The organism is Frisingicoccus caecimuris (assembly GCF_004340975.1).
Lineage (GTDB): Bacteria > Bacillota > Clostridia > Lachnospirales > Lachnospiraceae > Frisingicoccus > Frisingicoccus caecimuris.
In genome coordinates, this window is record NZ_SLXA01000003.1 from 1 (window position 1) to 15,065 (window position 15,065).

The window sequence follows — 15,065 nt, forward strand, 5'->3', positions numbered from 1 at the left end:
ACCAAATCTACCGGACGGGATTCGAAAAAACTGATAACCAGGGCTGCCGTGAGGCGGCTCTTAATTTTGGGAGGTACTCGCTATTGAGCGTTTACCCGAAAAGAGGTGGCAATAATTGAACTAAAGCTTCCGCTGTTTTTATAGAGAAAAAGATTGACGCCATATATGATACCACATATAATGTAATCAGGAGGCATCGAAAATGTCAAAATGGGATAAACTAATAATGCGTATATGCAATTTATCGAAAGACCTCCGGTTTGATGAATTACGGAAGGTATTGGAAAGCTACGGATATGAAATGAATGCCCCAAGAAGTGGAAGCAGTCATTATACATTCAGAAAACAGGGCTGTATGCCAATTACGATACCGAAGCATGAACCAATCAAAAAAGTATATGTAGAAATGGTAAGGCGGATTGTAGAAGGTGAGGCGAAAAATAATGAAGACGCTGAATGATTATATGGAAATGTCTTATCGTATGGAAATTGTAGAAGATAAAGAGGAAGGCGGATTTGTGGTTTCATATCCGGATTTGCCTGGTTGTATTACTTGTGGTGAGACTGTGGAAAGCGCAGTGGCAAATGCGCTGGATGCGAAAAAAGCGTGGATAGAAGCAGCATTGGAAGATGGTGTGGAGATTCATGAGCCGGATAGTCTGGAAGATTATTCGGGGCAGTTTAAGTTGAGAATTCCTCGCAGTTTGCACAGGTCACTGGCAGAACATTCTCAGAGAGAAGGAATCAGTATGAATCAATACTGTGTTTATCTTCTTTCCAGAAATGATGCATTATTCTCAAAATAATGATAGCTGTGTATAATCCATACAATATAAATACCTCTTGCCAAATTACCTATACAAAATTGTTTAAAACATAGGTTTCGGGAGCGAGTTTGAATAAAAAAATGGAGCTCGGGAATCCAGCATTTATGCGGATTTTCGGGCTCTTTGTATGTAAAACAAAAATAAAGAATTTGCTTAGAAAATGTTCAGGCTTTTGGATATATTTTGTTTAAATATGAATCGTATCATAGATGCATGAACACAAGGGAGGTATTGCACTTATATCAGGCTGCGGTATAATAGGGATGTTACTTGCATCCTCTCCAGTGGCAGAAAATATTGTGACCGATATGGGAAAATGAAGAGGCATAATGTATGGGGATTTATGGAAAAGAGAAAGGAAAAGAACGATGTGGATACTTTATGCGGTGGGGTCTTCTTTTTTTGCGGGAATTACAGCAATCCTTGCAAAGTGTGGGATTAGGAAAACAGATTCTAATGTGGCGACAGCGATACGGACAGTGATTGTACTGCTGTTTTCATGGTTGATGGTGTTGGTTACGGGAACCGGGGAAGGAATCAGACAGATTGACAGCAGGACCTTCCTGTTTCTCGTGTTGTCGGGATTGGCGACAGGGGCATCCTGGCTGTGTTATTTTCATGCTCTGCAAAAAGGGGATATTAACAAAGTTGTGCCCATTGATAAGTCCAGCACGGTGTTGACAATTCTGTTGGCGCTTATATTTCTTCAGGAAGGGATTTCAGGAGTAAAAATACTGTCCGTCTTGCTGATCGGTGGCGGCACGTTGCTTATGATTGATAAAAAGGATAAGGAAACGAATGTACAAAAACAAAGCAGCGGATGGATGATTTATGCGGTTCTGTCTGCGGTATTTGCAAGTTTGACTGCTATTTTGGGAAAGATTGGTATTGCGGGAATTGACTCAAATCTTGGGACAGCAATCCGTACAACCGTGGTACTTGTTATGGCCTGGCTGATGGTGTTTCTTACCGGGAAACAGGGGGAAGTCCGGAGGATAGAGAAAAAAGAACTGATTTTTATCTGTTTATCCGGACTGGCAACGGGGGCATCATGGTTGTGCTATTACCGGGCGCTGCAAGACGGTCCGGCAAGTGTGGTCGTTCCCATTGATAAATTGAGTATGCTGGTTACCATTGCTTTTTCGTGGATTGTATTTCATGAAAAATTGACGAAAAAGTCGACCGCTGGAGTGATACTGATTACAGTGGGAACGGTGTTACTGGCAGTCGTTTAAAGCAGAAAGACTGAGAGTTTCGAAATTATTGAGAAATTTACCTCTTGTTTGTTTAAGGTGGGGTGTTAAAATACCCCCCCCAGAAAACAAACAGGAGGTTTTTTATAATTAGATGTTTGGGTTGATCGTGAAGAGGAATCTGGAGAAGTCTGGATATACAAGGGCGGGAATGCTGCATATTATAATAATAACCAGTTCTAACATGATTGTTTAAAAGGTCTGCCTCAGACTATGATCATCAATGGTCAGACGGATGTTTTGCGTAGTGAAGGAGAAGCTTTTGGGGAAAAGCTTCGATGTGCCGGTGTGGAAGTAACCGCTTTGTGCGTACAGGGAACTATTCATGATTTTGTGATCATGATAAAAAACGTCCGGATATCTGTTTTGTATGTCATTGGGGATTGCAATAATAGACAAAGAAAAATGAAATACCTTGCATAAAGAAAAAAGTGCGCTTATAATAAATTACAATAAATCTGGAATCAAATAGGAGAGAGACAATGAGTATAAGAGTTGGTATTATAGGTTACGGTAATCTGGGCCGGGGCGTAGAATGTGCCATTTGCCAGAACCCGGATATGGAATTAAAGGTCGTATTTACAAGAAGGAACCCGGAACAGGTAAAGATATTAACAGAAGGCACAGTTGTATGCCGCTTGGAAGAAGCGGCGGCGTGGAAGGATAAGCTGGATGTGGTGATTCTCTGCGGCGGAAGTGCCACAGATTTGCCGATGCAGACACCGGAATATGCCAGACTGTTTAATGTGGTCGACAGTTTTGATACCCACGCCAGAATTCCGGAACATTTTGCCAATGTTGATGCTTCAGCAAAAGAAGGAGGCAACGTTGCCATTATTTCTGTTGGATGGGATCCGGGGATGTTTTCATTAAATCGTATGTATGCGAATGCCATTTTACCGGAAGGAAAAGATTATACCTTCTGGGGCCGGGGCGTCAGTCAGGGACATTCCGATGCGATTCGCCGGATTGCGGGGGTCAAGGATGCGAAACAGTATACCATTCCTGTGGAAAGTGCTCTGAAGGCTGTGCGTGCAGGTGAAAATCCGGAACTGACAACGCGTCAGAAACATACGCGGGAATGCTTTGTTGTATTAGAGGAAGGTGCCGATGCTGCAAAGGTTGAAGCAGAGATTAAAAATATGCCGAACTATTTTTCTGATTATGATACAACCGTTCATTTTATCAGTGAAGAAGAATTGAAGAGAAACCATAGCCGTATTCCGCATGGAGGCTTTGTGCTGCGGAGCGGTGTGACCGGATGGGAGAAAGAAAACAGCCATCTGATCGAATATAGTTTAAAACTGGATTCTAATCCGGAATTTACAGCCAGTGTCATTGTGGCTTATGCCCGGGCAGCTTATCGGCTGGCTTCAGAAGGACAGACAGGCTGCAAGACCGTATTTGATATTGCACCGGCTTATTTAAGTGCAAAAAGCGGTGAAGAACTTCGGGCTTCCATGCTGTAAGTAGAAATTTGCCGGAATTTCTTGAAGATAAGATGGGAACGGCAAAAATTGACACTGATTCAGAGAATATGGAGAAATAAACATTCTGAGACGGTTGCAGCGCTGTTTTTTGGATATAATATAATTAATTGTATGACCGTTCTTTGGTTCGGCCGGGAAGAAGCGAAGAACAAGATGTCAGGAGGAGATGTGAAACATGTGTACGGCGGCAACGTATAAAACAAAGGATCATTATTTTGGGAGAAACTTGGATTTAGAATATTCTTATGATGAGACGGTTACGGTCTCACCGAGAAATTATCCCTTTCATTTTCGGAAGGTGAATGACCTGATGCAGCATTATGCTATGGTTGGTATGGCCTACGTGGTTGAAGATTATCCCCTGTATTATGATGCAACCAATGAAAAAGGACTGAGCATGGCAGGATTATATTTTCCGGGGAATGCACATTATAAGCCAGAAGTCCGGGAAATGAATAATGTGACCACTTTTGAATTGATTCCCTGGATTTTGGGACAGTGCAGGAATATCAGTGAAGTCAGAGTTTTACTGGAACATATAAATATCTGGAATGAAAATTTCAGCAGGGAACTTCCAGCGATGCCGCTTCATTGGATGGTTTCTGACAGAGAAGAAAGCATCGTTTTGGAGGCTGTCGGCGACGGTCTTAAAATCTATGATAATCCGATAGGAATTTTGACAAATAATCCGCCTTTCGACTTTCAGATGTTTCATCTGAGCAATTACATGAATGTATCGGCCGGACAGGCGAAAAACCGATTTTCAGAAGAACTCGACCTGAAAGCCTGCAGTAAAGGCATGGGAGGTCTGGGCCTGCCTGGAGATTTATCCTCAGCCTCCCGATTTGTCAAAGCTGCGTTTACCCGGCTGAATTCGGTTTCGGGGGATTCGGAGTCGGAGAGTATCAGCCAATTCTTCCACATCCTTGGTTCAGTGGACCAGCAGCGTGGCTGCGTACGGTTAGAAAATCAACTGTACGAGATAACGGTATATTCTTCCTGCTGTAACACGGACAAGGGAATTTATTATTATACAACTTATGAAAACAGCCAGATCAGCGGTGTAGATATGTACAGGGAAAATCTGGATGGCAGACAGTTGATCTGCTATCCCTTGATTCAAAATCAGCAGATTTACATGCAAAACTAAAAAAGGCAGACCATTGGTCCACAGGAGTGAGCGGATGGTCTGTCTTTTTTTAAAATTTATTATTTCTTTCCGTCCCAACAATAGGTACAGATTTTTTCACGGTCAATACCGATGGCTTCCAGAAGTCCATCGAGGGACTGATATCCAAGAGAATCAAAGCCCATTTTTTCACAGATAGAGCTAAGCAGACACTTGCCCCTTTCAGTTGACGAATTGGCATATTCCTCCAGATGTTTCTGCCCCTCATCGCCTTCCAACTCCTGAATTGTCCGTCGTGCGATCAAATCCATATCGGAACCATTACTGGAGAAGTTCAAATATTTGCAGCTGTACATGATCGGTGGACAGGCGGAGCGAATATGTACTTCTGTGGCATGGGAATCATAAAGGAATTCAACGGTTTCCCGTAACTGGGTGCCACGGACAATAGAGTCGTCAACAAAGAGCAATTTTTTACCTTCAATCAATTCCTGAACCGGAATCTGTTTCATCTTGGCAACTTGATTACGGATATCCTGATTGGCCGGCATGAAAGAACGGGGCCAGGTCGGCGTATATTTTACAAATGGGCGTGCAAAGGTTTTTCCACTCTGCATGGAGTAGCCAATGGCATGAGGAATCCCTGAGTCAGGAACACCGGCCACGTAATCCACATCCGGGAGGGTTCCGGCTTCCATCTCATCACGGGCCATGATCTCGCCGTTGCGATAACGCATGATTTCAACATTGACACCTTCATAGTTGGAATTCGGATATCCATAGTAGCTCCAGAGGAAGGCACAGATTTTCATATCTTTTCCCGCAGGTGCCAGAGTTTCATAATGATCGGAATCCATAAATACAATTTCCTGAGGCCCGAGTTCATAGACGCTTTCATATCCAAGTTTCGTATAAGCGAAGGACTCAAAAGAAACGCAGTGTCCGTTGTCGCTCCTTCCGATCAGAACCGGCAGGCGACCAAGCTTATCTCTGGCAGCGATAATGCCGTCTTTGGTCAGAATCAGAATGGTTGCAGAACCGTCGATCAGCTCCTGGGCATGACGAATGCCGGAGACCAGGTCTTCTTTCTGGTTGATGAGCGCCGCAATTAATTCAGTGGAATTGACTTTACCTGAGCTCATGGCCATAAATTGGTGACCATGGTCAGAGAAATACTGTTTGATAAGTTCATCCGCATTATTAATGATACCGACCATTGTGATCGCGTACAATCCCAGATGGGAACGCACTAAAAGCGGCTGGGGATCGGAATCGCTGATGCAGCCGATGCCGGAGCAGCCGTGAAAGTCGTACAGATCTTTTTCAAATTTTGTACGAAAAGGGGTATTTTCGATGTTGTGAATCTGGCGCTGAAACCCCTGCTCTGTATCATAAATGATCATACCGCCTCGCCGGGTCCCCAGATGTGAGTGATAGTCAACTCCAAAAAAAACGTCAAGCACACAATCCTGCTTTGAAGTGACGCCAAAAAAACCACCCATGGTTTGTTCCTCCTTTAAAAATTAAGTCGTATTTTATTGTATATGAAAATCCTGTTTTATACAATGGGGTGACTTTTATTTTTTTTTGTGCTATAATATTTCAATAATGCCGTTTTATGCTTAGAGAGGGATGAAGGGCGGAAAAACAGAAAATGTGAGGTGTTCATATGCTCAATAAAGATAAAATTCAAATTATGAGCCGCTGTGCCATGTATGAAAAGGGGCAGGGCAAAGATGATCTGGCAATCAACCGGTATTTTCAGGGGGATTATGTCCGGCTGAATACATTAAAAACATTGATTGGAGTGACCATAGGTTTCGTGATGTGCCTGGGACTCTATCTGGTGCTGAAAGCGGAATATTACATGGAAAATATTGTCGGAATGGACTTTCTGGCCTTTGGAAAGAGCATATTGAAATATTACGTCATTGTTCTGATTATATTTGCTGTGATCAGTATTCTGTTTTACGGATGGAAATATGCGGATACCCAGAAGCGGGTGCGATGGTATTATAAAGACCTGCAGAGCCTGGATGAGATTAATGAAGGAAGCGATAAAAAGAATTTGACGGAGGACAATAAATAATGACAAATTTGTTAGTATTAAAAGAAAAAGTTGTAGGTTTTTATAAAAATTTTGAATACCCGATTCAGATTGTTGGAAAATTTATTCTGGCGATACTGGCTTTCAATTACATTAATAATGATCTGGGATATTTTGAGGCATTGACAGGGATAGTTCCGATGCTGTTTTTGTCTGTTATTTGTGCGGTTGTCCCGGTAGCTATATTTGTGCTGATTTTTGCGCTGGTCGTATTGCTCCATCTGTTTAAATTGTCGATGGTGCTGTCGGCTGTTGCCCTTGTTGTATTTTTACTATTCTATTTTATCTATTTAAAATTTGCTCCGGACCAGGGAATTCTTATCGTTCTTTATCCGGTACTGGCCCAGTTTAATCTGCATTACATGATTCCGCTGGTTGGTGCGATGGCCTTTAATCCCTTTGCGGCACTGCCGATCGCCTTTGGTGTCATATTTATGAAGGTCATTGGTTATCTGCAGGAAGCAGCCAGCCTGGGAGATCCGGGAACGGATGTTAAAGAGATCATGACAAGCTATCAGTACATTTTTGATAAATTGTTCGCAGACAGAGAGATGGTTGCATATATTGTGGTATTCACTTTAGTTATTCTCATTGTTTATGGAATTTCACGTTTGGCTGTTGACTATTCCTGGTATATTGCCATCGGTGTGGGTACTCTGGTGAATGTCATTGGTCTGGCAATGCAGGCTTCCGGTATTGAAGGGATGAGTGTCGTTATGGTGATTATCGGCTCAGTCATCGGTGGGCTTCTGGCGGCAGCAGCCCAGTTCATGGGATGTACACTGGACTATGCCCGGAAAGAATCTCTTCAATTTGAAGATGATGATTATTACTACTATGTTAAAGCGGTTCCGAAGATTCAGATCACACAGGCAGAACGGACTGTAAAAACCTATGGAAAGAAGTCTAAAAAAGCGAAAAAAACTAAAAAAGGTTCCGGGCATGAGGAAGAAATGATGGTTGCGGCAGAAGGTTCAGGAAGAACAAAAGAACAGAAAACACAGATCTATGAGGATTTGAAACCGGAAAAAACTGTATCGGTACAGAAACCGGTCAATGACTTTGATGAACTGTCTTTTGATGGCTTTGATTTTGATGAATTAGACCAGAAATAAGATATGTCCGTCGGGGACAGATTGTTACTGTAAAGGAGGTGCGGCATGGGAGCGATTGCAGATTGGGTGAGTCGTATGGTATCATTTATACCTGCGATACGATTGAATAATGTATTGGAAATACTCATTATCAGTGTATTGATCTACTATATTTTAATCTGGATTCGGGATACACGGGCCTGGACTCTGCTAAAGGGAATTTTAGTTATCTGTGCTTTTATGCTGTTTGCCTATGTATTTCAGATGGATACGATCCTGTGGTTGTTCCAGAATTTGATCAGTGTAGCGATCATTTCTATTTTTGTCTTGTTTCAGCCGGAACTCCGTCGGGCTTTGGAACAGCTTGGACGAAAAAATATTCTGTCCTCCTTTTTTAATCTGAGCGGCAGTGGGGCGGCTGATGAGCAGACGGTAAAGACCGTTGAAAAGACAAAATCAGAAATTATAAAGGCCTGTATGGAGATGTCGAAGGTTCGCACAGGCGCTTTGATCGTTATTGAGCAGGATGTTCAGCTTAGTGAATATGAGCGTACAGGTATTTTTCTGGATTCGCTGGTGAGCAGTCAGCTCTTAATTAACATTTTTGAACATAATACGCCGCTGCATGACGGCGCTGTGTTTATACGCAATAACCGTATTGTGGCTGCAACCTGTTATCTGCCTTTATCAGATAATATGCTTCTCAGTAAAGAATTGGGAACCCGTCACCGGGCCGGAGTGGGAATCAGTGAGGTGTCGGACAGCATTACGCTGATTGTATCGGAAGAGACAGGAATGATTTCCGTTGCGCATGATGGTATGCTTTTCAGAGGCTTAAGTCAGGAGGAGCTTCGCGAACAGCTCAGTACGCTGATGAAAAATCAGGATGCACCGAAGCGCAGCCGATGGAGGAGAATCATTAAAAATGAAAAAAAAGCTAACGGATAATTTAGGCATGAAAATAATATCCTTATTATTGGCGATTGTCTTCTGGCTTGTTGTCGTGACGATGGAGGACCCGGAGCAGACCAAACCTCTGGAGCTTCCCGTTACAAAGATCAACGAAGAATTAATTCGTGAAAATGATAAAACCTATGAAGTTATTGAAGGCAATACGGTGACGATCACTGTCCGTGCCCGACAGTCAATTTTAAAAGACCTGACAGCGAAGGATTTTGAAGCTGTGGCGGATTTTGCCAACCTTTCTTTTACCGGCGCTGTGCCGATAGAGATCACAGTGTTACGTAATGCCAATCAGGTGACGATTGAGAGGGGAGCCAATACGATGATGCGGGTCAGCATCGAAGATCTGGCGACTGTGGATAAGATGGTGTCGACTAAGGCCGAAGGAACGGTCATTACCGGTAAGGCTTTGGGAAGCATCTCCGTGGAACCAAATATGATTCGTATCGAAGGTGCAAAGACGACGATTGACCGGATTTCCAGTGTTTATGCGGTGGTCAATGTGTCTGGGATTTCGGAGGACTGCTCCTTTGTGGTGGAACCGGTACTTTATGATTCCAATGGCAATAAGATTGACAGTACGGATATTACTTTCAGTGAAGATAGTTTAAAAGTGAATGTAAGTCTGCTGGACACGAAAACCGTACCGGTAAGGTGGAATATTGATGTCAGTCCGGCTGAGGGCTATGGCATCGAATCCTCGGATTATACTCCGTCAGAGGTGGATATTGCCGGAAGTCCGGAGGTACTGGATGCCATTGATGAGATTGTATTGGATGATTATTCGGCGGAAGATATTTCAGAGAATCAGGAAGCGGAAGTAGATTTGGAATCCATTGTCAAAGGACTGGGGGCCGCGTTGGCTCGTCCGGATACGGATAAAACGGCGAAACTGGCTGTGAAGGTGGAGCCTTATAATCGAGTCGGCGGAACTGTTGCATTTGATTCGGTTGAATTGACGGGAAAAGACGATAACTATAATTATTCAATCATTGGCGATACATCTATTTCCTATACACTATATGGGTTGGATGCGGACATTGAGACGGCAGAACGTTCAAAAATGAAATTCAGTCTGGATGTTACGGGACTGGAGCCGGGAACGCATACGGTCAATCTTCAGATGACGACAAGTCAGGAGATATCGCTGGCAGCAGAAGTCCCGGTAAAAATAAAAATAGATTCTAAGTAAAAAATAGTTGCCATGACGCTTAAAAAGTGGTAACATTTTAGATGTTCGGAATTTTGACGAAAGACCGGGTATAAATTGCAGGGAGAGATTGTATATGGTAAGCGATAAAATTAAAATCACAAATCCTTCAGGGCTACACCTACGACCAGCCGGAATTTTCTGCAAAGAAGCGATGAGATTTAAATCACGGATAACATTTGGAGCTAAGGGAAGTACAGCTAATGCAAAGAGCGTATTGAGTGTTCTCGGAGCTTGTGTCAAATGTGGAGATATCATCGAGCTATGCTGCGACGGCGAGGACGAGGAATTGGCTTTGGAAGCTATGCGGGGAGTCATCGAAACCGGCCTGGGCGAGTAGTGTTGATCATGAATATATCTAAGTGTGTTTAAAGAGTATTGCTTCTGCAATACTCTTTATTATTTTTTATTTAGGAGGAAGAAAGAATGTTAAATTATCAAAAGTATAAACACGTACCCGTATTAGATTATAAAGAACGTCAGTGGCCGAATAAAGAGATTCAGAAAGCTCCAATCTGGTGCAGCGTGGATCTGCGGGATGGTAATCAGGCGTTGATCGAACCTATGGTGGTTGAAGAAAAGCTGGAATTCTTTAACTTGCTCGTAAAGTTGGGATTCAAGGAAATTGAGATTGGTTTTCCTTCCGCATCCCAGTTGGAATATGATTTTCTGCGGACATTGGTAGACCGCAAGATGATTCCTGATGATGTACGTGTGCAGATTTTGTGTCAGTGCCGTCAGCATCTGATTGATAAATCCTTTGAAGCTATTAAGGGTATCAAGAACGTCGTCTTCCATATTTATAATTCCACATCCACACTTCAGAGAGATGTGGTATTCCACATGAACCGGGAAGAGATTAAGCAGATTGCCATTGAGGGAACCCGAATGGTCAAGGAAGGCGCCAAGAATTTTGACGGTAATCTCTGGCTGGAATATTCTCCAGAAAGTTTTACAGGAACAGAGATGGATTTTGCGCTGGAAGTGTGCGAGGCAGTCAAAGAAGTATGGCAGCCGACGGTTGAACGTCCGATCATCTTCAATCTTCCGGCGACGGTGGAGATGAATACGCCGAATGTTTATGCTGACCAGATTGAATGGATGAGTAGCCACTTTACTGAACGAGAAAAGATTATTCTGAGCATTCATCCGCATAATGATCGGGGCTGCGGTGTTGCGGCAACAGAACTGGCACTACTTGCCGGAGCTGAACGAGTAGAAGGTACGTTGTTTGGAAACGGAGAACGTACCGGAAATGTAGATATTTTAAATGTTGCCTACAACATGTTCTCCCAGGGTATTAACCCAGAACTGAATATAGAAAATGTGAATGAAATTATCGAAGTGACAGAACGCTGTACAAAGATGGGGGTTCCACCGAGACATCCATATGCGGGCAAACTGGTATTTACGGCCTTTTCCGGTTCCCATCAGGATGCGATCAGCAAAGGTATGCAGGCGCTTCATGAAAGGAATTCTGCGATATGGGAAGTTCCGTATCTGCCGATTGATCCATCGGATGTGGGTCGTGAATACGAGCCGCTGGTGCGTATCAACAGCCAGTCCGGCAAGGGCGGTGTAGCCTTTGTCCTGGAACAGTATTATGGCTTCAAGCTTCCAAAGGAGATGCACAAAGAACTGGCCGACAAGATTCAGGCCATGTCCGAGACCCAGGGCGAAGTATCACCGGAACAGATTATGGATACTTTCCGAAATATGTATATTGACGCAAAAGAACCGCTCCACTTCCGCAAAGCGCGAATTGAAGATATCAGTGATGATCAGGGCAAATACGATACAAAAGTTATTCTCACATATACAGATCACGGCGAAGAAAGAGTTATCGAAGGCTTCGGCAATGGACCAATCGATGCGGTAAAACATGGTCTCTGTCGGCAGTCTGGTTTCCATACAAAACTGACCATGTATCACGAACATGCGTTGACACTTGGTTCCGATTCTCAGGCGGCCAGTTACATCGAGCTTGTTAATTCGGATACAGGGGCTTCCGCTTATGGTGTGGGTATCAGTTCCAATATTAACCGTTCTTCCTTCCGCGCAATCTTCAGTGCTCTGAACCGGTTGTTCTATCCGGAAGCTTAGGATATGTCATATGAAGAATATCATGATTGAAACGTCTCGTTTAATTCTCCGGGAATTTGTCCCGGAGGATTTGGCGGGACTTTACTGTTTATATGAAGAAAGTGATACACAATTTCTGGAACCTTTATCGGAAAACCGGGAAGAAGAACTGGAAAAACTGAAAAGCTATATTCATTATATTTATGGATTTTACGGCTTTGGTCTCTGGGCGGTCTGCCTGAAGGAAAATGGCCGTCTCATTGGACGCTGTGGTCTGCAGGTTGAATTTATTGGAAATCAGGGTGAATATGAGTTGGGATACATGATCTCTGGCAGGTATCAGAGGATGGGCTATGCCAAAGAAGCTGTCAAAGCTATTCTGGGATATGCGTCGGAAGAGTTGGAAGCGCCGAGAGTTATCCTGCGTATTCATACTGAAAATCGGCCTTCCAGGCATTTCGCAGAACAGATGGGCTTTCATTTATCGACGCAAAGATTGGATAAAGAACCGGATATCCGCCTATATGTTTACGACTTGTGAATAAAAAGTTAATAAAATATTACAAAAACACTTCAAATTTTGTGCGAAGTATGTTAGAATATAGAAGATATTTTATAATTAAGATTTTGAAAGGGACATGTTATGAACAAGAAGCTTATCCTTTTTATGACTTCATTGTCATTAGCGGCAGCGCCGATGGGCGTTTTCGCCAGTGAATATAACGGGCCTACAGTCTCCATTGAAGCTGTGGAGGAGCGGGCAACTCTCCAGGCCGCTACCGGCGAGTACCGGTCCTGGAAACAGTATGACAGCCGATGGGGCAGTCAGCGTTTGGGTTCCAGTTCAGATACGATGGCTGGCTATGGATGCCTTATAACGGCTATCGCCACATTGATGGTGCATTCTGGCTGTGCCGATGAAAATGGCGTGGATCCGGGGAAATTATGTACATATTTAAGTAACAACGGAGGTTTCACATCCAATGGCGAACTTTACTGGGCTAAAGTAGACGGTGCCGTCGAAGGGTTTTCATTGGCCAGTTGGAAAGTAGCTCTTTCAGGAAGCCGTTACGATAAAGTGGCTCAGATAAAGAGCTATCTTGACAGGGGATATTATATTGTTGTTTCCGTTGGACACGGTGAACATTGGGTTGCTGTAGATTCTGTAGACGGGAACAGTAATGTTAATATTTTTGACCCGGGTTATTCCTATACGAAATTATTTGGAAACTATTCGGATGAAGGCATTACCCGTATCGCCCTATTCTCAGCTAATGGCGGCGGCAATGGCAGTATAGACGTTCCGTCCAATAATCCAACGATGGAAACTTACAACGCCACAGGTAAGGTAAACGTAGGAGCATCCTATTTGAATGTACGTCAGGGCGTTGGTACCGATAAGGGATATCTGACAGATAGTGTCGGAAACCGGATCACGCTTCAGAATAATGAAAGCGTGACGATTACCGGTAGAGGAAATGACAGTTCAGGAAATCTCTGGTACCGTATAGCAATCAATGGTCTGACCGGTTATGTCTTTGGAGCATATATTGAGATTACAGGTAATAATACCAATACACCGTCGGAAGAAAAACCGGCCAAGGTGAATGCCAGCTATGTCAATATTCGCAGCGGCGCCGGTACAAACTATTCTGTAGTTGCAGTGGCTTCTCAGAATGAAGAGATTACTGTACTGGGCGAAGAAACCGATGGTTCCGGAGCAAAATGGTACAAGATTAAATATAATGGAACGGTAGGTTATATGCATTCCGATTATGTGACTCTGGATCAATCGAATAACAATAACAATACGACCGATTATCCGGAAAAAGCAGCTAAAGTCAACGCAAGTTCTGTCAATGTCCGCAGCGGTGCCGGTACAAATAACGGAGTTGTTGCAACACTGGCTCTGAATACGCCATTGACTGTTGTTGGTGAAGAAAAGGACGGCAGCGGAACAACCTGGTATAAGGTTAAGTATAACGGCGGTGAAGGTTATATGCATTCTGATTATGTAACCATCAGCGGCGATAATAACAATAATAATAACAATAACGGCGGTACGACCACAGAGCCTCGGACAGGTACGGTAAATGGTGATTATGTCAACGTCCGTACAGGTGCAGGAACAGATAACAGCCGGGTGACCAGTTTGAGCAACGGCACAGCCGTAACGATTGTCGGCGAAGAAAAAGACGGCAGCGGAGCAACCTGGTATAAGATTAATTATGCGGGTGGTTCGGGCTATATGCACTCTGATTATATTACGGTGAACGGCGGCAATAACAACAATAATAATAACAGCGGTTACGAAAAGAAATCGGGAACTGTCAATGCAAGTTCTGTCAACGTCCGCAGCGGCGCCGGTACAGGCAACAGCATTGTCGGCAACCTTTCCTCCGGCACAGCCATTACCATTGTTGGTGAAGAAAAGGACGGTAGCGGAGCAACCTGGTATAAGATCGAGTATGACGGTGGCTCAGGTTATATGCATTCTGATTATATTACCGTTGGTGGTAATAACAACAACAATAACGGCGGCGGTAATTATCCAATGGAAGGTATCGAGGGCAAAGAAGGTGTGGTTAACGCAGCACTTGTCAATGTCCGCGTAGGCGCTGGTTCGGATCAGGAGGTCATGAATACCCTTAAATCCGGCGTGTCCGTTCTTATTGAAGGGGCTGAACGGGATGCCAGTGGTGTCATTTGGTACAAAGTAGCTTTCGCCGGAACAAGCGGTTATATCATGGCAGAATTTATTTCGATTCAGTAGTGTGAATTTAGAAAGAGAAATTCCTTGTGTTTTAGGAATTTCTCTTTTTTTGGTTCTAAAACAGTGGCTATGTTGTGATGGACTGGCCCTTGAGGGTCTCTTTTATTTAGAACCATTTTTTAATGTTTTACAGTTTT

15 protein-coding genes and 1 pseudogene are annotated in these 15,065 nt (G+C 43.5%); 15 read left to right on the forward strand and 1 reads right to left on the reverse strand.

Annotated elements, in window-relative coordinates; translation table 11 throughout:
- Positions 1-202 precede the first annotated feature (202 nt).
- From EV212_RS04105 to bsh, 7 genes and pseudogenes are all read left to right on the forward strand, one after another.
- Entirely contained in the window at positions 203-460 is a 258-nt protein-coding gene (locus tag EV212_RS04105; protein ID WP_132089312.1) for a type II toxin-antitoxin system HicA family toxin, read from the forward strand.
- Positions 444-806, forward strand: coding sequence for a type II toxin-antitoxin system HicB family antitoxin (locus tag EV212_RS04110; RefSeq protein ID WP_132089315.1), 363 nt, complete (start codon positions 444-446; stop codon positions 804-806). The genes EV212_RS04105 and EV212_RS04110 overlap by 17 nt, the downstream gene beginning before the upstream one ends.
- A 389-nt stretch (positions 807-1,195) precedes the next feature.
- The gene (locus EV212_RS04115) at positions 1,196-2,062 is read left to right on the forward strand and encodes an EamA family transporter (RefSeq protein WP_132089318.1); all 867 of its coding nucleotides are present in this window, start codon (positions 1,196-1,198) and stop codon (positions 2,060-2,062) included.
- Between the two features lie 210 nt (positions 2,063-2,272).
- Positions 2,273-2,422: pseudogene (locus tag EV212_RS14015) on the forward strand (alpha/beta hydrolase fold domain-containing protein); the annotation flags it as partial.
- A gap of 140 nt (positions 2,423-2,562) precedes the next feature.
- On the forward strand, positions 2,563-3,549 hold the full coding sequence (locus EV212_RS04125; protein ID WP_132089321.1) for a diaminopimelate dehydrogenase: 987 nt from the start codon (positions 2,563-2,565) through the stop codon (positions 3,547-3,549).
- A 21-nt stretch (positions 3,550-3,570) separates the two neighbouring features.
- Positions 3,571-3,768, forward strand: a complete 198-nt coding sequence (locus EV212_RS04130; protein WP_132089324.1) for a hypothetical protein — start codon at positions 3,571-3,573, stop codon at positions 3,766-3,768.
- Positions 3,746-4,720, forward strand: coding sequence for a choloylglycine hydrolase (bsh, locus tag EV212_RS04135; RefSeq protein WP_132089327.1), 975 nt, complete (start codon positions 3,746-3,748; stop codon positions 4,718-4,720). Before EV212_RS04130 ends, bsh begins: the two co-directional genes overlap by 23 nt.
- Positions 4,721-4,779: 59 nt before the next feature.
- On the opposite strand, the gene EV212_RS04140 is transcribed toward bsh, so the two are convergent.
- Positions 4,780-6,201, reverse strand: coding sequence for an amidophosphoribosyltransferase (locus EV212_RS04140; RefSeq protein WP_132089330.1), 1,422 nt, complete (start codon positions 6,199-6,201; stop codon positions 4,780-4,782).
- 167 nt (positions 6,202-6,368) lie between these two features.
- Here EV212_RS04140 and EV212_RS04145 point away from each other — a divergent pair, with 167 nt between their 5' ends.
- From EV212_RS04145 to EV212_RS04180, 8 genes are all read left to right on the forward strand, one after another.
- On the forward strand, positions 6,369-6,788 hold the full coding sequence (locus EV212_RS04145; protein WP_132089333.1) for a hypothetical protein: 420 nt from the start codon (positions 6,369-6,371) through the stop codon (positions 6,786-6,788).
- On the forward strand, positions 6,788-7,921 hold the full coding sequence (locus EV212_RS04150) for a hypothetical protein (RefSeq protein ID WP_132089336.1): 1,134 nt from the start codon (positions 6,788-6,790) through the stop codon (positions 7,919-7,921). The genes EV212_RS04145 and EV212_RS04150 overlap by 1 nt, the downstream gene beginning before the upstream one ends.
- Positions 7,922-7,966: 45 nt before the next feature.
- A complete protein-coding gene (cdaA, locus tag EV212_RS04155) occupies positions 7,967-8,848 on the forward strand; it encodes a diadenylate cyclase CdaA (protein ID WP_207669061.1) in 882 nt (293 codons plus the stop codon).
- On the forward strand, positions 8,826-10,055 hold the full coding sequence (locus tag EV212_RS04160) for a CdaR family protein (RefSeq protein WP_165873293.1): 1,230 nt from the start codon (positions 8,826-8,828) through the stop codon (positions 10,053-10,055). The genes cdaA and EV212_RS04160 overlap by 23 nt, the downstream gene beginning before the upstream one ends.
- Before the next feature lie 94 nt (positions 10,056-10,149).
- Positions 10,150-10,413, forward strand: a complete 264-nt coding sequence (locus tag EV212_RS04165; RefSeq protein WP_132089341.1) for an HPr family phosphocarrier protein — start codon at positions 10,150-10,152, stop codon at positions 10,411-10,413.
- Between the two features lie 86 nt (positions 10,414-10,499).
- Positions 10,500-12,176 (forward strand): 2-isopropylmalate synthase, encoded by a 1,677-nt coding sequence (gene leuA, locus EV212_RS04170; RefSeq protein ID WP_132089344.1) that lies wholly within the window; start codon positions 10,500-10,502, stop codon positions 12,174-12,176.
- Positions 12,177-12,186: 10 nt separating this feature from the next.
- Entirely contained in the window at positions 12,187-12,696 is a 510-nt protein-coding gene (locus tag EV212_RS04175) for a GNAT family N-acetyltransferase (protein WP_132089348.1), read from the forward strand.
- A gap of 102 nt (positions 12,697-12,798) precedes the next feature.
- Positions 12,799-14,928, forward strand: a complete 2,130-nt coding sequence (locus EV212_RS04180; protein ID WP_132089351.1) for an SH3 domain-containing protein — start codon at positions 12,799-12,801, stop codon at positions 14,926-14,928.
- The last annotated feature ends 137 nt before the right edge of the window (positions 14,929-15,065 follow it).